Consider the following 19,676-nt stretch of genomic DNA (forward strand, 5'->3'; position numbering starts at 1 on the left):
CCCCCCCCCCCCCCCCCCCCCCCCCCCCCCCCCCCCCCCCCCCCCCCCCCCCCCCCCCCCCCCCCCCCCCCCCCCCCCCCCCCCCCCCCCGGGCCCGTTTCACGTGAAACGTCAGCGCAGCTCCGCCGGCTTGGTGCGCTTGTCGTCCACCTTCTCCGTCCGCACCAGCTCGCCCCAGACGATGTAGCGGTACTTCGAGGTGTAGACCGGGGTGCAGGTCGTCAGCGTGATGTAGCGGCCCGGGGCGGTCTTGCCCGACTGCTTCGGGACCGGGTTGATCACGTCCGTGTTGTACTTCGAGGTCTGGGCCAGCTCGGCGAAGACCTTGTAGACGTACCAGGTGTCCTTGGTCTCGAAGACGATCGCGTCGCCGTTCTTCACCTTGTCGATGTTGTGGAACTTCGCCCCGTGCCCGTCGCGGTGCGCGGCCAGCGCGAAGTTGCCCTTGTCGTCCCAGGGCAGCGCGGACTTCACCGGGTCCAGGTAGTACCCGGCCACGCCGTCGTTCAGCACGTCCGGCGCGGTGCCCTCCTTGACCAGCACCTCGCCGTTCTTCATCGCGGGCACGTGCAGGAAGCCGACCCCGTCCCCGGTGTCCAGGGCCCCCGGCCGCACGGGACCGCTCGCCGAGGGCGAGGGGCTTCCCCAGCGCTGGCGGATCTCGTCGCCGCGCGCCGAGGCCTGCCGGTCGGCGAGGACGTTGGTCCACCAGAGCGAGTACGCCACGAACAGGCCCAGGACCAGGCCCACCGTGATCAGGAGCTCTCCCAGCAGGCTCAGGGCCCCGGCGACCACACTGCGGTCGGCGGGCGTCGGTGCGGAGCGGCGGCGGGCACGAGACACTGCGGGTTCGTCCTTACGGGCTGGTCAGCGCGGGCGGGGCGCCCTGGTTTCGGGGGCGTTCATCGGTCATCCTGCCCCATACGATCATCCGGTAGGTGCTGGTGAACTCCGGGGTGCAGGTCGTCAGCGTGATGTAGCGGCCCGGTCCGGTGAATCCGGAGCCCTCCGGCACCGGCTTGATCACCGCCACGTTCGCCGGCGGGGTCTGCGGCAGCGACGAGGTCATCTGGTACGTGTAGTACGCGTCCCGGGTCTCCACGACGATCGCGTCCCCCGGCACCAGCCGGTTGATGTAGCGGAACGGTTCCCCGTGGGTGTTGCGGTGTCCGGCGACCGCGAAGTTCCCCTGCTTGTCGGAGGGCATCGCCGTCTTCAGCGCCCCCTCGCCGTAGTGGCCGGCCATCCCCTTGTCGAGGACCTTCGCCTTGCTGATCCCCTCGGCCACCGGCACCTTCAGGTCCAGCTTCGGGATGTGCAGGATCGCGAAGCCCTGGCCCGGCTCGAAGGCAGCCACCGGCGGCGGCGCTCCCGCCCCCGGCGGGTGCTCCCAGGTCTGCTGGAGCGAGCCCGCGGCCCCGTCGGCCGCCCGCTCCGCCAGGACGTTCGTGTACCAGAGCTGGTAGGTGACGAAGAGCAGCATCACCACGCCGGCGGTGATGAACAGCTCGCCGGCGGCCCTGCTGAGCACCACCACGGGCCCGCCGGAGCGCGGACGGGCGCGCCTGCGGCCCCTCCCGCCCCCGCCGCGCCGGCGGGAGCGCGCGTGCGAGCGCTTCGCGGCCTCCTGCGCTGCCTTGCGCCGCGCGGCCCGGCCCTCGCTGGGCACGGACGGCGCGACCGCAGTCACGCGACGGCCTTGCCCACCACCGGGGCCAGCCCCACCGACCGCTCGACGGCTCCGGCGTCACCGCAGCGCACGAGCCAGTTCGCGAGCATCCGGTGGCCCCACTCGGTCAGCACCGACTCGGGGTGGAACTGGACGCCCTCCACGTCGTGCTCCCGGTGCCGCAGGCCCATGATGATCCCGTCCTCGGTGCGCGCGGTCACCTCCAGCACGTCGGGCAGGCTCGCCGGCTCGGCCGCGAGCGAGTGGTAGCGGGTCGCCGTGAACGGTGACGGCAGTCCGGCGAAGACGCCGAGCCCCTCGTGGATGACGGGCGAGGTCTTGCCGTGCAGCAGCTCCGGCGCGCGGTCGACGACGCCCCCGTAGGCGACCGCCATGGACTGCATGCCGAGGCAGACGCCGAAGACCGGTACGCCCGTGTCGGCGCAGTGCCGGACCATGTCCACGCAGACGCCCGCCTCTTCCGGCGTGCCGGGGCCGGGCGAGAGCAGGACGCCGTCGAAGCCGTCCTGTGCGTGCGCGAGCTCCACCTCGTCGTTGCGCAGCACCTCGCATTCGGCGCCGAGCTGGTAGAGGTACTGGACCAGATTGAAGACAAAGCTGTCGTAGTTGTCGACAACCAGAATGCGCGCGCTCACGGAGTGGCTCCCGATCCCTCGTCCACCGTCACATCGTTGAACGGAAGGAGCGGCTCGGCCCACGGGAACACGTACTGGAACAGCACGAACACCACCGCCAGGACCAGTACGAGGGAGATCAGCGCGCGCACCCACGCGTTGCCCGGCAGATGCCGCCAGATCCAGCCGTACATTGCGTCCGTTTCCTTCGTCGTCCACGTTCGTTCCTCGTACCGCGGGGGCGGTACCGCAACAGCCTAAGGGCCCGGGGCCCCGCGGCGGGGGTCAGCGGGGCAATCACCCGCTTCCGGCGGGGCCGGCGGGCCGGGTGCCGGTGAGCTCCGCCCAGACGACCAGGCGGTGGCTGTGTCCCCATTCGGGATCGCAGGTGGTGAGGGTGAGGTACTTGCCGGGGGTGGCGAAGGGGGACCGGCGGGGCACCGGGGCGACGACCCCGGTCTCGGTGGGCAGGATGCGCAGCGGCGCGGCCCGGACGGTGTACGTGTACCAGCCGGTGGCGTCCCGGACGGTCACGGTGTCCCCGGGGCGCAGCTCGGGGATGTCCTTGAAGGGGTCGCCGTAGGTGCGCCGGTGCCCGGCCACCGCGAAGTTGCCGTCGCCGCCGGGGCGGGCGGAGCCGGTGTAGTGGCCCAGGCCCTTCTTCAGCGGTCCGGGGTCCGTGCCCTCCAGGACGGGCCTGCTCCAGTCCTTTCCGAAGCGGGGGACGTACAGCTCGGCGAAGGCCCGCCCGGGCTCGTAGGGCGCCTGCTCCTGCCGCGCCGGGGCCGGCGCGGATCCGGGGGCGGGGGCGGGGGCCGCCGCCGGGGCGGACGCCGCCCAGCGGTCTCGCAGCCGGTCGCGCTCGGCCTCCGCGGCCCGGTCGGCCTTGACCCCGGTCCACAGCAGTACGTACGCCGTGAACAGCACGATCAGCGTCCCGGCGGTCAGGCACGCCTCGCTGAACGTCCGTACCACCAGGCGCAGTACGACGTCAGGACGCGGCGGGCTCCAGCGGCTTCGCATAGTGGAGGTCCACTGTGCCGGAGTAGCCGGGCAGTGTCAGCCGCTTCTCCTCGTCCACTTTCCAGCCGAGCCCGTACGCGTTGACGTACAGCTGGTAGTTCTGGATGGCCGGGGAGGCTGCGAGGGCCTTGCGCAGCGCGCCCGGGTCGCCGACGGCGGAGACCTTGTAGGGGGGCGAGTACACGCGGCCCTGGAGGATCAGGGTGTTGCCGACGCAGCGCACCGCGCTGGTGGCGATCAGCCGCTGGCCCATGACCTCGATGCCCTCGGCGCCGCCCAGCCACAGCGCGTTCACCACGGCCTGGAGGTCCTGCTGGTGGATCACCAGGTCGTTGGGCTGCGGTTCGGGGACGCCGGGGACGCGGGCGGTGGCGTTCGGCGGCGCGTCGTTGAGGGTGACCGTCAGGCCCCGGCCGGTGAGCTCCTCGGTGCCCGAGGCGGCGCGCAGGGCGGCGAGCTTGGCCTCCTCGGCCTTGGTGCTGCCGTTGTCCCGCTCGGCGAGGGCGTCCACCTGGGCGCGCGCGGCGGCGGCGGTCTTCTCCAGCTCGGCGTTCTTGGCGCTGCGCTCGTGGATGAGGTCGGAGAGCTTCAGGAGCGAGGCGTCCGTCCGGATGTTCGTACCCTTGGAGGTGTTGAAGCTGGTGACGAAGATGAGGCCGGCGAGGGCGAAGACGGCGGCCGTCAGGAGCCGGACGGGCCTGGCCCGGCGGCGGGCACCCGTGGAGGAGTCGTCGGAATTGCTCAACGTACCCTTCTCCTTCAACGCCAGAGGTCCACTACGCTAACGGACGCCCGGGGCAGGCAAGGTCCCCAGCGCATCGACAGGAGATCCCCTCGTGCCGAAGTCACGTACCCGCAAGAAGGACGACTACACGCCGCCGCCGGCGAGGCAGGCGCAGGCGATCAGGCTGACGAACCGCAGCTGGGTCGCCCCGGTCATGCTGGCCTTCTTCCTCATCGGCCTCGCGTGGATCGTGGTCTTCTACGTGACCGACACCCGGCTTCCGGTGGAGGCGCTGGGAAACTGGAACATCGTGGTCGGCTTCGGCTTCATCGCGGCCGGGTTCGGCGTCTCCACCCAGTGGAAGTAGCGTCCGGCGCTATACCCGTTTAGCCGAGCGGCGCAAGCTCTCCCCATGAGTTATCCACAGCGTCATCCACACCTGAGGAAAAGACAGAAGATCTGTGGATAACTCTGTGGAGAGTTGACGCCGGTGTGATCAGGTGAGTTCGGCTGTCCGGACGATGACCACCGTCACGGCCAGCAGGAACACCGCCGCGCAGGCCGCCGTCTGGACGAAGGCCCGCTTGCGGCCCGCGGCGGGCACCAGCAGGCCCAGCGCGACCAGCGCGCCGGTCACCAGGCCGCCGATGTGCGCCTGCCAGGACACCGACAGCCCGCCGAACGGCACGAAGGTCACCAGCAGCATCAGCCCGAGCGTGACCAGCACCGGCCGCATCTCGTAGCGGAGCCGGCGGGCGAGGACCACGGTGGCGCCGAGCAGGCCGCAGACGGCGCCGGAGGCGCCGAGGGTCGGCGTGTTCGGCGCGGTCAGCAGATAGACGAGGGCGCTGCCGCCCAGCCCGGACAGCAGGTAGAGCGCGAGGTAGCGGGCGCGGCCCAGGGCCGCCTCCAGCGGACCGCCGATCACCCACAGGGCGAGCATGTTGCCGAAGATGTGCCACCACTCGACGTGCAGGAACACCGAGGTCAGCAGCCGGTGGTACTGCCCGGTGGAGATCCCCTCCACGGGTGCCCCGTAGTACTCCACGTAGCGGCCGAGCAGCTCCAGGCTCACGGCCAGCCCGGGCATCGCAAGGACGGCGAGGAACACCGCCGCGTTGATCCCGATGAGGATCTTGGTGACGAGCTGGGGGTCGGCGGCCACCAGTCCGCCCGCGACCGTGCGCGGGGCGTTGGCGGCGGGGGAGTGCCCGGTACCGGAGCCGCCCCGCACGCACTCGGGACACTGGAACCCCACCGAGGCGCTGATCATGCACTCCGGGCAGATGGGCCGCTCGCAGCGGGTGCAGCTGATCCCCGTGTCGCGGTCCGGGTGGCGGTAGCAGCCCGGCAGACGGTCGGTGTCCATCGGTCCCCTCGATCGGCGGCGTGACGGGGCGCGCGCCCCGCCGGTCCGGTACACATCGAGTACGGACGGACGGGGCCCAAAGGTTCCCGCCCGCCGTTCCTGCGGTCAGCGACGCTCGACGGAGACCGACTGGATGATCACGTCGTCGAGCGGCCGCTCGGTGCGCGGGTTGGTGGGGCCGGAGGCGATGGCGTCGACTACCTTGCGGCTGGCCGCGTCGGTGACCTCGCCGAAGATGCTGTGCTTGCGGGTCAGCCAGGCCGTGGGCGCGACCGTGATGAAGAACTGCGAGCCGTTCGTGCCCGGGCCGGCGTTGGCCATGGCCAGCAGGTAGGGCTTGGTGAAGGCCAGGTCGGGGTGGAACTCGTCGGCGAACTGGTAGCCGGGGCCGCCGGTGCCGTTGCCGAGCGGGTCGCCGCCCTGGATCATGAAGCCGCTGATGACGCGGTGGAAGACGGTGCCGTCGTAGAGCGGGGCCGTGGTCTTCTGGCCGTCGGTGGGACGGGTCCACTCACGCTTGCCCGTGGCGAGCTCCACGAAGTTGCGGACGGTCTTGGGAGCGAAGTTCTCCAGCAGCTCGATCTCGATGTCGCCGTGGTTGGTCTTCAGGGTGGCGTAGAGCTTCTCGGCCACGGATCTGCCTTCCATAGTCATCACTGTCGGCCCCGATCCTCGCACGGAGGGCAGAAGGCCGCGGAAATCCTCCACCCGTATGCCCTGTCGCGCATGCGCTGGCGGCGCTGTGGCAGGCATGATCCGACAAAGGGTGGAAAGGTGAACCGTGTCCGCCACCAAGGAGGAGGATCCCGTGACCCGCAAGGACAGCGTGCGCCTGGCCGCCGAGAACGCCAGGGACGCCGTGAAGCACGCAGCGGAAGTGGTGGCGCCGTACGCAGGGACCGCCATGGACACGGCCGCGCACTACGCGCACGAGGCGAACGAGCGGCTGGCGCCCAAGGTCTCCCACGCGGCCTGCCAGGCCTCGCTGCACGCGCGCTCGGCGTACGACAACCACCTTCATCCGAGGATGCAGGCGGCGCGTACGCACGTACCCCCGAACGTGGACCGGGCCGCGGTGAAGGCCGTCCACCACACGCGCCTCGCCGCGCGCCAGGCGGCCGATTACACGGCGCCCCGGTTCGAGAGCGCGCTCGCGGCGAGCCGGCCGGTGGCCGAGGAGGCCGCGTCCCGCTCGACGGCGGCCCTCGCGGCGCTGCGCGGCCAGGTGTCGGCGAAGGAGGTGCAGCGTCTGGTGCGGCGGCACGAGCGCCGGGCGCGGTGCGGCCGCTGGGTGAAGGGGGCCGCGCTGGTCGGGCTCCTGGCGGGCGGCGCCTTCGCGGCGTGGAAGTGGTGGGACCGGCAGTCGAACCCGGACTGGCTGGTGGAGCCCCCGGCGGCCACCGAGCTGTCCGCGCAGGACGCCGCTCCGGCCAGCTTCGACGACGAACTGGCGGAGAAGGAGCGCGAGTCGAACGGCGGCAAGAACGCCTGACGCGCACCACACGCACGAGGGGCCCGGATCCGTGGGTGGATCCGGGCCCCTCGTGCGTACGGTGCCCTAGCCGGGCAGGGTCAGCACCATCCCCGGCCGGATGAGGTCCGGGTTGGAGCCGACCACGCCCCGGTTCATGGCGTACAGCTCGCGCCAGCGGGCCTCGTTGCCGAGCTCGCGGCGGGCGATCGCGGAGAGCGAGTCGCCGGGCTTGACGGTGTACGTGCGCTTCTTGGCGGCCGGCGCCGGCTTGGGCGCCTGCTTCGGCGACACCGGGACGGCCTTGTGCGCCGCCGAGGTGGGGCTCGGCGTGGCGGGCGCCATGGGCTTGGACACCGGCGGAGCCGCGGCCTTGGGCGGAGCGGCGGCGGCCATCCGCTCGGCGGCCGCCTTGGTGGCGGAGGCGGCGTCCGCGTAGGAGTCCGCGTACTTGGAGCCCATGTCGGAGCCCGTCTTCGGCCCCTGCCGCTCCATCTCCCGCTTCGCCTTCTCCGCGGCCTCGTGTTCCTTCTTCTTGTCCGACTTCAGGAAATCGAAGAGTCCCATTGCGTGCGCCTCCGGCGTGCTGTTGCCCCCTGGCCTCATTGCCTCCCACCACTGTCGTCCACCGTCCGCCGTACGGCCGGGTGACTGGGCCGTACGGGGGACTCCCGCGGCTACTGCTGCCGGGCGCGCCGGGCCGGGCGGGGGCTCTCGGCGGGCACTCCCAGCGGCCCCTCGGCGAGCCGGCCGAGGACCCGCAGCAGACAGGCCCGGTCCTCCTCGGCGAGGCCGGCGAGGGCATCGGCGTGGACGTCGTCGACGATCCGCCGGCTCTCCACGGAGAGGGCGGCCCCCTTCTCGGTGACCGCGATGATCCGGGCCCGCCGGTCCTTGGCGGAGGGCCGGCGCTCGGCCAGCCCGGCCTTCTCCAGGGCGTCGACCGTGACGACCATCGTCGTCTTGTCCATGTCGCCGATCTCGGCGAGCTGGGCCTGCGTGCGCTCCTCCTCCTGCGCGTGCACGAGGACGCAGTGCATGCGGGCGGTCAGCCCGATCCCGCCGAGGGCCGCCGCCATCCGGGTGCGCAGGACATGGCTGGTGCGGTCCAGGAGGAAGGACAGGTCGGGCTCGGTCCGGGTGGTTCCCATCGCGGTCATGGGACCAGCCTAACAACTCGATCCGAAGAAAATAGTCTGCAACAAAACTATCTGCTACGGTCGCACCAGTTGCCCGCCGATGGCTCGCTGCTGGCCCGCCGACGACCGGAGAGACCCATGACCGCCGCTGTTACGGACACCCCCGCCCCCGCCTCCCCGAGCTCCCCGACCGCTCCGTCCGGCGGACGACGCTCCCGCCGGACCGCCCTCGCCGTGCTCTCCACCGGCATGCTGATGACCGTCCTCGACGGCAGCATCGTCACCGTGGCGATGCCGGCCATCCAGAAGGACCTGGGCTTCACCCCGGCCGGCCTCAGCTGGGTCGTGAACGCCTACCTGATCGCCTTCGGCAGCCTGCTGCTGCTCGCCGGCCGGCTCGGCGACCTGATCGGCCGCAAGCGCATGTTCCTCGCGGGCACCGCCGTCTTCACGGCCGCCTCGCTGCTCGCCGGCTTCGCCGCATCCCCCGCCCTGCTCATAGCCGCCCGCTTCCTCCAGGGCGTGGGCAGCGCGATGGCCTCCGCCGTCAGCCTCGGGATCCTGGTCACCCTCTTCCCCGGGAGCCGCGAACGCGCCAGGGCCATCGCCGTCTTCTCCTTCACCGGCGCGGCCGGCGCCTCCCTGGGACAGGTGCTGGGCGGGGTCCTCACCGACGCCCTCGACTGGCACTGGATCTTCTTCATCAACCTGCCCGTCGGCCTCGCCGCCCTGCTGGCGGCCCTGCCCGCGCTCCCCGCCGACCGGGGGCTCGGACTGCGCGCGGGTGCCGACGTACCGGGCGCCGTACTCGTCACCGCCGGACTGATGACGGGCATCTACGCCGTCGTACGGGTCGAGGAGTACGGCTGGACCTCCGCGCACACCCTCGGCCTCGGGACGCTCTCCCTCGCTCTGCTCGCCGCCTTCGTGCTGCGCCAGGCCAAGGCCCGTACCCCGCTGATGCCCCTGCGGATCCTCCGCTCGCGCACCGTGGCCGGCGCGAACCTGGTCCAGGTGCTGATGGTGGCCGCGCTGTTCTCCTTCCAGATCCTGGTCGCCCTCTACCTCCAGCAGGTCCAGGGCTACGGGGCGGCGGAGACCGGCCTCGCGATGCTGCCGGCCGCGCTGGCCATCGGAGGGATCTCCCTCGGCGGCGCGGCGAAGCTGATCGCCCGCTTCGGCGAGCGGGGCGTCCTGCTCACCGGCCTCGCCCTGCTGGTCGCGGGCCTCGCCCTGCTGACCCGCCTCCCGGTGCACGCCGACTACGTCACCGACCTGCTGCCCGTGATGCTGCTGGCCTCCGGCTTCGGCCTGGCCCTGCCCGCGCTCACCACCCTGGGGATGTCGGGCGCCGACGAGCGCGACGCCGGGCTGGCCTCGGGCCTGTTCAACACCACCCAGCAGATCGGCATGGCCCTCGGCGTGGCCGTCCTGTCCACCCTGGCCGCCTCGCGCACCGAGTCCCTGGCGGCCGCCGGCCGGACCCGGCCCGAGGCCCTCACCTCCGGCTACCACCTGGCCTTCGCCACCGGCGCCGCCCTCCTGCTGGCGGCCACCGCCCTCGCGGCCACGCTGCTGCGCGCCCCGCGCACCCGCTGAAAACCCGCCCGGGCACCGCGCCGCGGGCATGCGCAAAAGACCCCCTGACCGGCATTCGCGCTGGTCAGGGGGTCTTTTTGATGTGGAGCCTAGGAGATTCGAACTCCTGACATCTGCCTTGCAAAGGCAGCGCTCTACCAACTGAGCTAAGGCCCCGGGCAACTGGACGCGGACGTCCCCCGGGAGGGAGTGTCCGTTCCGCAGGACAGAGTACCCGGTGCACCCCCGCATCCCGCAAAATGATAGGGACTCCCGCCCCGCGACCACGCTCCGTAAGATGCTCGCGAGGTTCGCACCAGCGAAGGGGAGTAGGAAGAGTGGACGCAGTACAGCAGGAGGCCACGGCCAGAGCCCGGGAACTCCAGCGCAGTTGGTACGGGGAGCCGCTCGGCGCGCTGTTCCGACGGCTCATAGATGACCTCGGTCTCAACCAGGCCCGCCTCGCTGCCGTGCTCGGGCTTTCGGCGCCGATGCTGTCCCAGCTGATGAGCGGGCAGCGCGCCAAGATCGGCAACCCGGCCGTGGTCCAGCGGGTCCAGGCCCTCCAGGACCTCGCGGGCCAGGTGGCCGACGGCAGCGTCAGCGCCGCCGAGGCCACCGACCGGATGGACGAGATCAAGAACACCCAGGGCGGCTCGGTCCTCAGCAACAGCAGCCAGACCAGCACCGGTTCCGGCGCCCCCACCGTCAAGCGCGTCGTCCGCGAGATCCAGTCGCTGCTGCGCTCGGTCGCCGCGGCCGGCGACATCATCGAGGCGGCGGACAGCCTCGCCCCCACCCACCCGGAACTGGCAGAGTTCCTCCGGGTCTACGGGGCGGGCCGCACCTCCGAGGCGGTGTCCCACTACGAGGCCCACCAGAACTGACACACACGGGTGACGGGGGACGGACGCAGCGATGGGTGAGGTCTTCGCCGGCCGGTACGAGCTGGTCGATCCGATCGGGCGGGGTGGCGCGGGCGCCGTCTGGCGGGCCTGGGACCAGCGCCGCCGCAAGTACGTCGCCGCGAAGGTCCTCCTCCAGGGCGACGCCCACATGCTCCTGCGGTTCGTGCGCGAGCAGGCCCTGCGCATCGACCACCCGCACGTCCTGGCCCCCGCCAGCTGGGCGGCGGACGACGACAAAGTCCTGTTCACCATGGACCTCGTCGCCGGCGGCTCCCTGGCCCACGTGATCGCGGACTACGGGCCGCTGCCGCCCCGTTTCGTGTGCGTGCTGCTCGACCAGCTCCTGTCGGGGCTGGCGGCGGTGCACGCGGAGGGCGTCGTCCACCGCGACATCAAACCGGCCAACATCCTGATGGAGGCCACCGGAACCGGGCGGCCGCACCTGCGGCTGTCCGACTTCGGGATCTCCATGCGCAAGGGCGAGCCCCGGCTCACGGAGACCGACTACGTCGTCGGCACGCCCGGCTACTTCGCCCCGGAACAGCTGGCGGGCGCCGAGCCCGACTTCCCCGCCGACCTCTTCGCCGTCGGCCTGGTCGCCCTGTACCTGCTGCGGGGCCGCAAGCCCGACTCACAGGCGCTGGTGGAGCAGTTCCGGGCGCACGGCACCCCCGACACCCCCGAAGGCGTCCCCGCGCCCCTGTGGGGCGTGATCTCGAACCTCCTGCACCCGGACCCCGACAGCCGGTTCCGGACCGCCACAGGGGCGCGCAAGGCCCTTGCAGAGGCCGCCCAGTTGCTGCCCGCCGCCGCCTCCGACGAGGGTCCGGTGGAGGTGTTCGACCAACTCGGTCCGCTTCCGGCCGGTTTCGGCCCCCAGGGGCCTGAAATCGCCGCCGCCGCACCGACGGTGGGTTTCGGGCCGCCGCCGGCCGCGTACGACCCCGCAGGGCAACCGGGGGCCCCGGAGACGGGCGGTTTCCACCTGGCCCCGCCCGCCGCCACCGCCGGGCCGGCGCCCGCCGCCACCGCCGGGCCCGCGCCGGCCGTGTCCGCCACCGTCCCGGCCGCACCCCCGGCGCCGCGTGCGGCCCGGTCCGGCGGGATCGCCCCGCCCCCGGCGAAGGTCACCGCCGGCATCCTCACCGCGGCCCTGCTGTGCTTCGCGGTCGGCGTCTGGGCCCTGACGCAGCTCTAGGGGGTGTCCGGCGGATCAGGGTCGGACACCCCCTGGCTCCTGTTCGGGCGATCTCCGTGGATCAGGCCGCGGGGTCTGGTGCGGTGCATCGCAAGGCGGAGGAGCGCAGCTCGTACTCGGCCGTACTCGCGCGCTCCGACAACGCGGCGAGGTGCCGTGCCGGACGTCGCGGGCCCGCGAAGATCGCCCGGACAGGGCCTAGTGCCGCGCGCGGGCCCCGCCGCGACGGGCCAGCAGGATCCAGCCCCCGAGCACGAGCAGCAGCACCGCGCCCGTCCCGAAGCCGGCCCCGGCGACGACCCGCATCGCCGAGGCGTCGTCCCGCGCGGCCGCCGCCTCCGGGGCGGTGAGCCCCTCCTTCGCGGCGGCCCGGTCGGCCTGACCCACTCCGAACCCGGCGGCGGCCAGGCTCTCCTTGTACGCCGGGGCCTTGGCCGGGCCGCCGGTCACGTCCAGCCGCAGCGTGAGCGGCACCGGCGTCGCGTCCTCGGTGAACTCCCCGACCTTCCCGGCCAGGGTGACGGCGATGTAGTACCAGCCCGCGATCCGTACCGGCTGTACCTCGTTGGCGCTGGAGAAACGGTTCTCGTAGGCCACCGGCGCGGTCTTCGGCAGCGTCACGGCCGCCTGCTTCCCGTCGTACGAGGTGTCCTTGGCGTCCACCAGCCCCCGGTACGGGCTGTACACCGAGACGGTGAGCCCGTTGGAGGCGGAGCCGTAGTCCTTGGTCATCCGCGCCTTGGCCGCCTCGGCGCCGATCCCCAGCTGCTGCCCCCAGTCCAGCGGCACCCGGTAGAACCGGGTCTGCCCGGGGCGCAGGTCGTCGCGCCACACCCCGGGGCCCAGGGCGCGCGCGTCGTTGAAGCCGGTGCCGCCGGTACGGGCCACCGGGTCCGTGCCCGGCAGGGTCGGGGAGGCCGAGGGCCAGACGCTGGGCGCGGCGGTGGGGGCGGTGCCGGCGGCCGGGGCCGGCTCGCGCATGACGAGGAGCTCCACCGGCCACCCCGCCCGGTCGGAGTCCTTGCCCGCGGTCCGGGTGACCTTCGCGTAGTACGTGCCCGCGCTCTGGCACTCGGCGTCCTCCGCCAGCCGCCGCTGGCCCACCGCGCCGAGCGGGACGGGGTCGTAACCGAAGGAGGCCCGGCCGGGGTTGTGGGGGCAGGCCCGGCCGCCGCTGGTCATGACCTCGACCTCGAGGTCGTCGCCGTAGCCGACCTTGGCACCGGCGGGCGGCCGCAGCACGGCGGAGACGTACACGGTGGAGACGTCGTCGAGACCGAGCCGGTAGACCCGCTCGCCCGGGGCGAGGGTGTCCTCGTAGGGCGTGCCGGCCTCCAGCAGCGGGGCGTCCGCCGTCGAGGACGTGCCCCGCACCGGCTTGGCGCCGACCGCCGGCCGGTACTCCGGCAGGGCCCGGCCCGGCCCGGAAGGCGCTGCCGAGGGCCCGGCCGACGGCCCGGCGGCCGGGGACGCGTACGCCGCCCCGGGGAGCCATGCCAGCCAGGCCAGCAGCCCCAGAGCCGCCGCCCCGGCCAGCGGCGCCCGGTGCGTCCGACGCACCCGATCCATCACACCCACCCCGAATTCGCTAAAGCAAGTCAAATCTTTGCGTAACCGAACTTCTCGCCGGCGAACCGGTTCCCGCACCGGCCACCGGAACGGCCCCCGGAACGGCCCCCGGAACAGCACGAAGCCCCGGCAGCAGCGGCAGCCGGGGCTTCATGGAATCAATCGTGGGGCTCACACACCGGAACCAGAGGGCACGGAGTCGGTTGCCTCCGTCCACAGGTCCTGCTCGGCACGGTCCGCCTGGATCTGGCGGTACACGAGGAGCCCGCCGATGGCGGCCAGGGCGACCAGGAGCAGCTTCTTCACGGCGCGACCTCGTCTTTCGTAGACGTTGGGGACTTCTGGCGGCCAACAATACACACCGACCGATACCGATCGGTTACCTGGGACTCCCCCGAACGGCCCAACGAAGAAGACCCCCGGGCCTTGGCCTGGGGGTCTTCGACTCTGTGGGGCTAACAGGATTTGAACCTGTGGCCTCATCCTTATCAGGGATGCGCTCTAACCAACTGAGCTATAGCCCCGCCGCGCCTGCGCGCTGACTCCTGAAGATTAGCGCACAGACGCAGTGGAACCCAAATCCGCTCCCGCGGGGCTTTCCCGCAGGTCAGTCAGCGGGTCATTCGTCCTCGGCCAGCGTGAGCTCCACGCCGCCCACGAAGCCCGCCGACAGGTTGTAGATGAACGAACCCAGCGTCGCCAGCGCCGTCATCAGCACCACGTCGATCACCGCGATCACCGAGGTGAAGATCAGCACGCGCGGCAGCGACAGGAACGACTGGAGGTCGAACCCGTTGCCCTCGTTCGAGCCGGTCGCCTCGCTGATGGTGCCGCCGACGGTCGAGAAGATGCCCATGGCGTCCATGACCATCCACAGCACCGCCGCCGCGACGACGGTGCACAGGCCCAGCGCGATCGACAGCAGGAAGCTGACCTTCATCACGGACCACGGGTCGGCCTTCGCCACCCGCAGCCGCGCCTTGCGCGTCCTGGGGGCCGTACGGACCCCCGGGACGGCCCCGCGCTGCGCACCCGGGCCCGTGGGCGCCGCGTAGGCCTGCGGGGGCTTCTGGGGCTGCCTGGCCTGGTCCTTGGGCTGGTCCTTGGCGGCCTGACCCTTGACCGGGTCCTTGACCGGGTCCTTCGCCGAGTCCTTGGGCTGGTCCTTGGTGGCCTGGTCCTTGACCGGGTCCTTCGCCTTCGGCTGCGTCTTGGTCTGCGCCTTCGGCTTGGGTTCCGGTTCTCGGGTGTCCGTCACGGTTCCCCCCTGGGAGTCCGCGGCGGGGCCACGGGCACCGTTCGCTCCAGTCTTGGCCGGTCCGGCGCCCGTGGCTCCACTCACGACTTACTCCTCGTGCTCCCCGACCGAGGGCTCCGTGCCCTCGGCCGCCCCGGCGGCCGGTGCGTCGGCCGCCGCGGCCTCGATCTCTGACTCGATCTCGTCGGCCTCGTCAGCTTCCTGACCGGCCTCGGCGTTACGAGCGATGCCGACCACGGCATCGCGCTTGCCCAGGTTGATCAGCTGGACGCCCATGGTGTCACGGCCGGTCTCCCTGACTTCGTTGACGCGCGTACGGATCACACCACCGCCGAGCGTGATGGCGAGGATCTCATCCGACTCGTCGACCACCAGCGCGCCGACCAGCGAACCGCGGTCCTCGACGATCTTCGCCGCCTTGATGCCCAGACCGCCACGGCCCTGGACGCGGTATTCGTCCACCGCCGTCCGCTTCGCGTAGCCGCCGTCGGTGGCGGTGAAGACGAACGTACCCGGCCGGACAACGCTCATCGACAGCAGTTCGTCACCCCCGCGGAAACTCATGCCCTTCACGCCCGAGGTGGCGCGGCCCATCGGACGCAGCGCCTCGTCGGTCGCCGTGAAGCGGATCGACTGCGCCTTCTTGCTGATGAGCAGCAGGTCGTCCTCGGCGGACACCAGCTCGGCACCGATCAGCTCGTCATCGCTGCCGTCCTCCGTCTCCCGGAGGTTGATCGCGATGACGCCGCCCGAACGCGGGGAGTCGTAGTCCTTGAGCGCCGTCTTCTTCACCAGGCCGCCCTTGGTGGCCAGGATCAGGTAGGGCGCCGCCTCGTAGTCGCGGATCGCGAGGATCTGGGCGATCTTCTCGTCCGGCTGGAAGGCCATCAGGTTCGCCACGTGCTGCCCGCGCGCGTCGCGGCCGGCGTCCGGGAGCTCGTACGCCTTGGAGCGGTAGACGCGGCCCTTGTTCGTGAAGAACAGCAGCCAGTGGTGCGTGGTGGACACGAAGAAGTGGTCGACCAGGTCGTCCTGCTTCAGCTTCGTGCCGCGAACGCCCTTGCCGCCGCGCTTCTGCGAGCGGTAGTCCTCGGTCTTGGTGCGCTTGACGTAGCCGCCGTGCGTGATCGTGACGACGATGTCCTCTTCGGCGATCAGGTCCTCCATGGACATGTCGCCGTCGAAGGGCACCAGCTTGGAGCGCCGGTCGTCGCCGAACTTCTCGACGAGCGCGGCCAGCTCCTCGCTGACGATCGAGCGCTGCTTCTCCGGCGAGGCCAGGATCGCGTTGTATTCGTTGATCTTCGCCTGGAGCTCGTCGTGCTCGGCGACGATCTTCTGGCGCTCCAGGGCCGCCAGGCGGCGCAGCTGCATCTCCAGGATCGCGTTGGCCTGGATCTCGTCGATCTCCAGCAGGCCCATCAGGCCCTCGCGCGCGATCTCGACCGTGTTGCTGCGCCGGATGAGGGCGATGACCTCGTCGATCGCGTCCAGCGCCTTGAGCAGGCCGCGCAGGATGTGGGCCCGCTCCTCCGCCTTGCGCAGACGGAAGCGCGTACGGCGGACGATGACCTCGATCTGGTGCTGCACCCAGTGGCGGATGAACGCGTCGATCGACAGGGTGCGCGGCACCCCGTCCACCAGCGCCAGCATGTTCGCGCCGAAGTTCGTCTGCAGGTCGGTGTGCTTGTACAGGTTGTTCAGCACGACCTTGGCGACGGCGTCGCGCTTGAGCACGATCACCAGGCGCTGGCCCGTCCGGGAGGACGTCTCGTCGCGGACGTCGGCGATGCCGCCGATCTTGCCGTCCTTCACCAGGTCGGCGATCTTCTGCGCGAGGTTGTCCGGGTTGGTCTGGTACGGCAGCTCCGTGACCACCAGGCACTGGCGGTTCTGGATCTCCTCGACCTCGACCACCGCGCGCATCGTGATGGAGCCGCGACCGGTGCGGTACGCCTCCTCGATGCCCTTGCGGCCCACGACGAGGGCGCCGGTCGGGAAGTCCGGGCCCTTGATCCGCTCGATGAGCGCGTCCTGGAGCTCCTCGTGCGAGGCCTCCGGGTGCTCCAGCGCCCACTGGGCACCGGCCGCGACCTCGCGCAGGTTGTGCGGCGGGATGTTGGTGGCCATGCCGACCGCGATACCGGCGGAGCCGTTGACCAGCAGGTTCGGGAAGCGCGCCGGCAGGACGGTCGGCTCCTGGTTGCGGCCGTCGTAGTTGTCCTGGAAGTCGACGGTCTCCTCGTCGATGTCCCGGAGCATCTCCATGGCCAGCGGCATGAGCTTGCACTCGGTGTAACGCATGGCGGCCGCCGGGTCGTTGCCCGGGGAGCCGAAGTTGCCGTTGGAGTCCACCAGCGGCATGCGCATCGACCACGGCTGGGCCAGGCGGACCAGGGCGTCGTAGATGGAGCTGTCACCGTGCGGGTGGTACGTGCCCATCACGTCGCCGACGACGCGGGCGCACTTGTAGAAGCCCTTCTCGGGCCGGTAGCCGCCGTCGTACATCGCGTACAGCACGCGACGGTGGACGGGCTTGAGGCCGTCCCGTACGTCGGGCAGCGCGCGGGAGACGATGACGGACATCGCGTAGTCGAGGTAGGAGCGCTGCATCTCCGTCTCGAGCCCGACGGGCTCGATGCGCAGCACGGGCTGCTCCTCCGCAGTGTTCTCAGCGTTCTCTGCGGTGGGGGTGGTTTCGTCGGCCATTGCCGGTCAGAAGTCCTTTCGGGCGGTCAGCGTCGGGCCGACTCAGATGTCGAGGAAGCGGACGTCCTTGGCGTTGCGCTGGATGAAGGAGCGCCGCGCCTCGACGTCCTCACCCATCAGCACCGAGAACAGGTCGTCGGCCTGCGCCGCGTCGTCGAGCGTGACCTGGCCGAGCACGCGGTGGTCCACGTCCATGGTGGTGACGCGCAGCTCCTCGGCGTTCATCTCGCCCAGACCCTTGAAGCGCTGGATCGAGTCCTCGCGGATGCGCTTGCCGTTCTGCTTGCCGAGCTCGACCAGCGCGTCGCGCTCGCGGTCCGAGTACGCGTACTCGAAGTCGTCGCGGCCCCACTTGATCTTGTAGAGCGGCGGACGGGACAGGTACACGTGACCGGCCTCGACCAGCGGGCGCATGAAGCGGAACAGGAAGGTCAGCAGGAGGGTGTTGATGTGCTGGCCGTCGACGTCGGCGTCCGCCATCAGGATGATCTTGTGGTAGCGGAGCTTCGCGATGTCGAAGTCCTCGTGCACACCGGTGCCGAAGGCGCTGATCAGCGCCTGGACCTCGGTGTTCTGGAGGATCTTGTCGATACGGGCCTTCTCGACGTTCAGGATCTTGCCGCGGATGGGCAGGATGGCCTGGTACATCGGGTTGCGGCCGGACTTCGCGGAGCCGCCGGCGGAGTCACCCTCGACGATGAAGATCTCGCACTTGGTCGGGTCGTTCGACTGGCAGTCGGACAGCTTGCCCGGCAGCGAGGCGCTCTCCAGCAGGCCCTTGCGGCGGGTCAGGTCGCGGGCCTTGCGGGCCGCGACGCGGGCCGTGGCCGCCTGGATGGCCTTGCGGACGATGTCCGCGGCCTCGACCGGGTTGCGGTCGAACCAGTCGTTGAGGTGCTCGTGGACGACCTTCTGCACGAAGGTCTTGGCCTCCGTGTTGCCCAGCTTGGTCTTCGTCTGGCCCTCGAACTGGGGCTCGCCCAGCTTGACCGAGATGATCGCGGTCAGACCCTCGCGGATGTCCTCGCCGGCGAGGTTGTCGTCCTTCTCGCGGAGCAGCTTCTTGTCCCGCGCGTAGCGGTTGACCAGACCGGTCAGCGCCGCGCGGAAGCCCTCCTCGTGGGTGCCGCCCTCGTGCGTGTGGATCGTGTTCGCGAAGGAGTAGACGCCCTCGCTGTACTGCGAGTTCCACTGCATCGCGATCTCGACCGAGAGCATGCGCTCCTTGTCCTCGGCCTCGACGTCGATGACGGTCGGGTGGATGAGCTCGCCCTTGCGCGAGTTCAGGTACGTCACGAAGTCGACGATGCCGCCCTCGTAGTGGTACTTGACCGTGCGCGCCTTGGGCTCCTGCGCGTCCGCGTCGGGGTTGTCGGCGTCCGCGGTGGCCTTGGCCGACTCGCGCTCGTCGGTCAGCGTCAGGGTCAGGCCCTTGTTGAGGAAGGCCATCTCCTGGAAGCGCCGCGACAGCGTCTCGAAGGAGTACTCGGTGGTCTCGAAGATGTCGCCGTCGGCCCAGAACGTCACCGACGTGCCGTGCTCGTCGGTCTCCTCGTTCCTGGCCAGCGGGGCCGTCGGCACGCCGAGCTTGTAGTCCTGGGTCCAGCGGTAGCCGTCCGTCTTGACCTCGACCGCGACCTTGGTCGACAGGGCGTTCACGACGGACACACCGACGCCGTGCAGACCGCCGGAGACGGCGTAGCCGCCGCCGCCGAACTTGCCGCCCGCGTGCAGGACGGTCAGCACGACCTCGACGGCCGGCTTCCCCTCGGACGGCACGATGCCGACCGGGATGCCGCGGCCGTTGTCGACCACGCGCACGCCGCCGTCGGCGAGGATCGTCACGTCGATCGTGTCCGCGTGCCCGGCCATGGCCTCGTCGACCGAGTTGTCGACGACCTCCTGGACCAGGTGGTGCAGGCCGCGCTCGCCGGTGGAGCCGATGTACATGCCCGGCCGCTTGCGCACGGCGTCCAGGCCCTCGAGGACCTGGATCGCACTGGCGTCGTAATTCTTCTCGTTGGAGTCGCCGGAATCGGCCACGAAGCGCCCTTTCTGGCACAGCGCAGCCCGTACTCCGGACCAGCGTGTGCGCCGGCGGGGAGCGGCCGCGTCGATCTGCGTTGTCTGCGTTGTTCGGGTGTCCCCCGCGAATCGGGCGGGATTGCTTCCAGTCTACCGGTACCACTGACATGAATGGGGGTTTGCCGGTGCCTGAGTCCGCATGTGCCGCCCTGAACCTCCTCTCCGAGACTCCCCATATTCGGGGAGGGGCTCAAAGAGGCTCACGCGGGCATCCAGCGCTTCGGGCTGTCAACCTTCCACTACCGTGAGGGACGCCACCCGCGCCGGCCCCGCCGGGACGCTCCGACCGGGGCACCGCAGGGCACTCCGCGAGGCCCGCCCGGGCCTCTTTCCCGGCCCGT

19 protein-coding genes, 2 tRNA genes and 1 pseudogene are annotated in these 19,676 nt (G+C 71.2%); 5 read left to right on the forward strand and 17 right to left on the reverse strand.

Going from position 1 to position 19,676, the window contains the following annotated elements; translation table 11 throughout:
* Positions 1–111: 111 nt before the first annotated feature.
* The 6 genes and pseudogenes from ACZ7IF_RS35655 to ACZ7IF_RS35680 all read right to left on the reverse strand — a co-directional run bounded on the left by ACZ7IF_RS35655 (position 112) and on the right by ACZ7IF_RS35680 (position 4,072).
* Positions 112–843: a class E sortase gene (locus ACZ7IF_RS35655; protein WP_470980487.1), complete on the reverse strand. Its 732-nt coding sequence runs from the start codon at positions 841–843 to the stop codon at positions 112–114.
* Positions 844–856: 13 nt separating this feature from the next.
* Positions 857–1,657 (reverse strand): annotated as a pseudogene (locus tag ACZ7IF_RS35660) (class E sortase); the annotation flags it as partial.
* A gap of 29 nt (positions 1,658–1,686) precedes the next feature.
* Positions 1,687–2,325 (reverse strand): aminodeoxychorismate/anthranilate synthase component II, encoded by a 639-nt coding sequence (locus tag ACZ7IF_RS35665; protein ID WP_470980490.1) that lies wholly within the window; start codon positions 2,323–2,325, stop codon positions 1,687–1,689.
* Positions 2,322–2,498: a hypothetical protein gene (locus ACZ7IF_RS35670; protein WP_030011120.1), complete on the reverse strand. Its 177-nt coding sequence runs from the start codon at positions 2,496–2,498 to the stop codon at positions 2,322–2,324. The genes ACZ7IF_RS35665 and ACZ7IF_RS35670 overlap by 4 nt, the downstream gene beginning before the upstream one ends.
* Before the next feature lie 103 nt (positions 2,499–2,601).
* Positions 2,602–3,327 carry a class E sortase gene (locus ACZ7IF_RS35675; RefSeq protein WP_470980493.1) on the reverse strand — a complete coding sequence of 242 codons (726 nt, stop codon included), beginning with the start codon at positions 3,325–3,327 and terminating at the stop codon, positions 2,602–2,604.
* Positions 3,296–4,072 (reverse strand): DUF881 domain-containing protein, encoded by a 777-nt coding sequence (locus ACZ7IF_RS35680; RefSeq protein ID WP_470980496.1) that lies wholly within the window; start codon positions 4,070–4,072, stop codon positions 3,296–3,298. Before ACZ7IF_RS35680 ends, ACZ7IF_RS35675 begins: the two co-directional genes overlap by 32 nt.
* 91 nt (positions 4,073–4,163) lie before the next feature.
* Here ACZ7IF_RS35680 and crgA point away from each other — a divergent pair, with 91 nt between their 5' ends.
* On the forward strand, positions 4,164–4,418 hold the full coding sequence (gene crgA, locus ACZ7IF_RS35685; protein WP_470980499.1) for a cell division protein CrgA: 255 nt from the start codon (positions 4,164–4,166) through the stop codon (positions 4,416–4,418).
* A gap of 129 nt (positions 4,419–4,547) precedes the next feature.
* On the opposite strand, the gene ACZ7IF_RS35690 is transcribed toward crgA, so the two are convergent.
* Positions 4,548–5,420 carry a rhomboid family intramembrane serine protease gene (locus ACZ7IF_RS35690; RefSeq protein WP_470980502.1) on the reverse strand — a complete coding sequence of 291 codons (873 nt, stop codon included), beginning with the start codon at positions 5,418–5,420 and terminating at the stop codon, positions 4,548–4,550.
* Between the two features lie 105 nt (positions 5,421–5,525).
* The gene (locus ACZ7IF_RS35695; RefSeq protein WP_362456879.1) at positions 5,526–6,053 is read right to left on the reverse strand and encodes a peptidylprolyl isomerase; all 528 of its coding nucleotides are present in this window, start codon (positions 6,051–6,053) and stop codon (positions 5,526–5,528) included.
* Between the two features lie 148 nt (positions 6,054–6,201).
* Here ACZ7IF_RS35695 and ACZ7IF_RS35700 point away from each other — a divergent pair, with 148 nt between their 5' ends.
* Positions 6,202–6,912: a DUF5324 family protein gene (locus ACZ7IF_RS35700; protein ID WP_470980505.1), complete on the forward strand. Its 711-nt coding sequence runs from the start codon at positions 6,202–6,204 to the stop codon at positions 6,910–6,912.
* Between the two features lie 66 nt (positions 6,913–6,978).
* Here ACZ7IF_RS35700 and ACZ7IF_RS35705 read toward each other — a convergent pair whose 3' ends face one another.
* A complete protein-coding gene (locus ACZ7IF_RS35705) occupies positions 6,979–7,458 on the reverse strand; it encodes a LysM peptidoglycan-binding domain-containing protein (RefSeq protein WP_470980508.1) in 480 nt (159 codons plus the stop codon).
* Positions 7,459–7,568: 110 nt separating this feature from the next.
* The gene (locus ACZ7IF_RS35710; protein WP_470980511.1) at positions 7,569–8,051 is read right to left on the reverse strand and encodes a MarR family winged helix-turn-helix transcriptional regulator; all 483 of its coding nucleotides are present in this window, start codon (positions 8,049–8,051) and stop codon (positions 7,569–7,571) included.
* A 117-nt stretch (positions 8,052–8,168) separates the two neighbouring features.
* Here ACZ7IF_RS35710 and ACZ7IF_RS35715 point away from each other — a divergent pair, with 117 nt between their 5' ends.
* Positions 8,169–9,629: an MFS transporter gene (locus ACZ7IF_RS35715; protein ID WP_470980514.1), complete on the forward strand. Its 1,461-nt coding sequence runs from the start codon at positions 8,169–8,171 to the stop codon at positions 9,627–9,629.
* Positions 9,630–9,712: 83 nt separating this feature from the next.
* On the opposite strand, the gene ACZ7IF_RS35720 is transcribed toward ACZ7IF_RS35715, so the two are convergent.
* Positions 9,713–9,785 (reverse strand) — tRNA-Ala (locus ACZ7IF_RS35720).
* Between the two features lie 161 nt (positions 9,786–9,946).
* Between ACZ7IF_RS35720 and ACZ7IF_RS35725 the strand changes: the two genes are divergently transcribed.
* Both ACZ7IF_RS35725 and ACZ7IF_RS35730 read left to right on the forward strand, forming a co-directional pair.
* Positions 9,947–10,495, forward strand: coding sequence for a helix-turn-helix domain-containing protein (locus ACZ7IF_RS35725; protein ID WP_470980517.1), 549 nt, complete (start codon positions 9,947–9,949; stop codon positions 10,493–10,495).
* 31 nt (positions 10,496–10,526) lie between these two features.
* Complete coding sequence (locus ACZ7IF_RS35730; protein WP_470980520.1) at positions 10,527–11,714, forward strand: serine/threonine-protein kinase; 1,188 nt, start codon at positions 10,527–10,529, stop codon at positions 11,712–11,714.
* A 198-nt stretch (positions 11,715–11,912) separates the two neighbouring features.
* On the opposite strand, the gene ACZ7IF_RS35735 is transcribed toward ACZ7IF_RS35730, so the two are convergent.
* From ACZ7IF_RS35735 to gyrB, 6 genes are all read right to left on the reverse strand, one after another.
* A complete protein-coding gene (locus ACZ7IF_RS35735) occupies positions 11,913–13,283 on the reverse strand; it encodes a hypothetical protein (protein ID WP_470980523.1) in 1,371 nt (456 codons plus the stop codon).
* Positions 13,284–13,454: 171 nt separating this feature from the next.
* On the reverse strand, positions 13,455–13,589 hold the full coding sequence (locus ACZ7IF_RS35740; RefSeq protein WP_208809277.1) for a DLW-39 family protein: 135 nt from the start codon (positions 13,587–13,589) through the stop codon (positions 13,455–13,457).
* A 144-nt stretch (positions 13,590–13,733) separates the two neighbouring features.
* Positions 13,734–13,807, reverse strand: a tRNA-Ile gene (locus ACZ7IF_RS35745).
* A gap of 95 nt (positions 13,808–13,902) precedes the next feature.
* Entirely contained in the window at positions 13,903–14,625 is a 723-nt protein-coding gene (locus ACZ7IF_RS35750; protein WP_470980526.1) for a DUF3566 domain-containing protein, read from the reverse strand.
* A gap of 3 nt (positions 14,626–14,628) precedes the next feature.
* The gene (gyrA, locus tag ACZ7IF_RS35755; RefSeq protein ID WP_470980529.1) at positions 14,629–17,250 is read right to left on the reverse strand and encodes a DNA gyrase subunit A; all 2,622 of its coding nucleotides are present in this window, start codon (positions 17,248–17,250) and stop codon (positions 14,629–14,631) included.
* A gap of 42 nt (positions 17,251–17,292) precedes the next feature.
* A complete protein-coding gene (gene gyrB / locus ACZ7IF_RS35760; RefSeq protein ID WP_470980579.1) occupies positions 17,293–19,314 on the reverse strand; it encodes a DNA topoisomerase (ATP-hydrolyzing) subunit B in 2,022 nt (673 codons plus the stop codon).
* Positions 19,315–19,676 lie beyond the last annotated feature (362 nt).

The sequence above is a fragment of the Streptomyces sp. NPDC037421 genome (assembly GCF_055602105.1).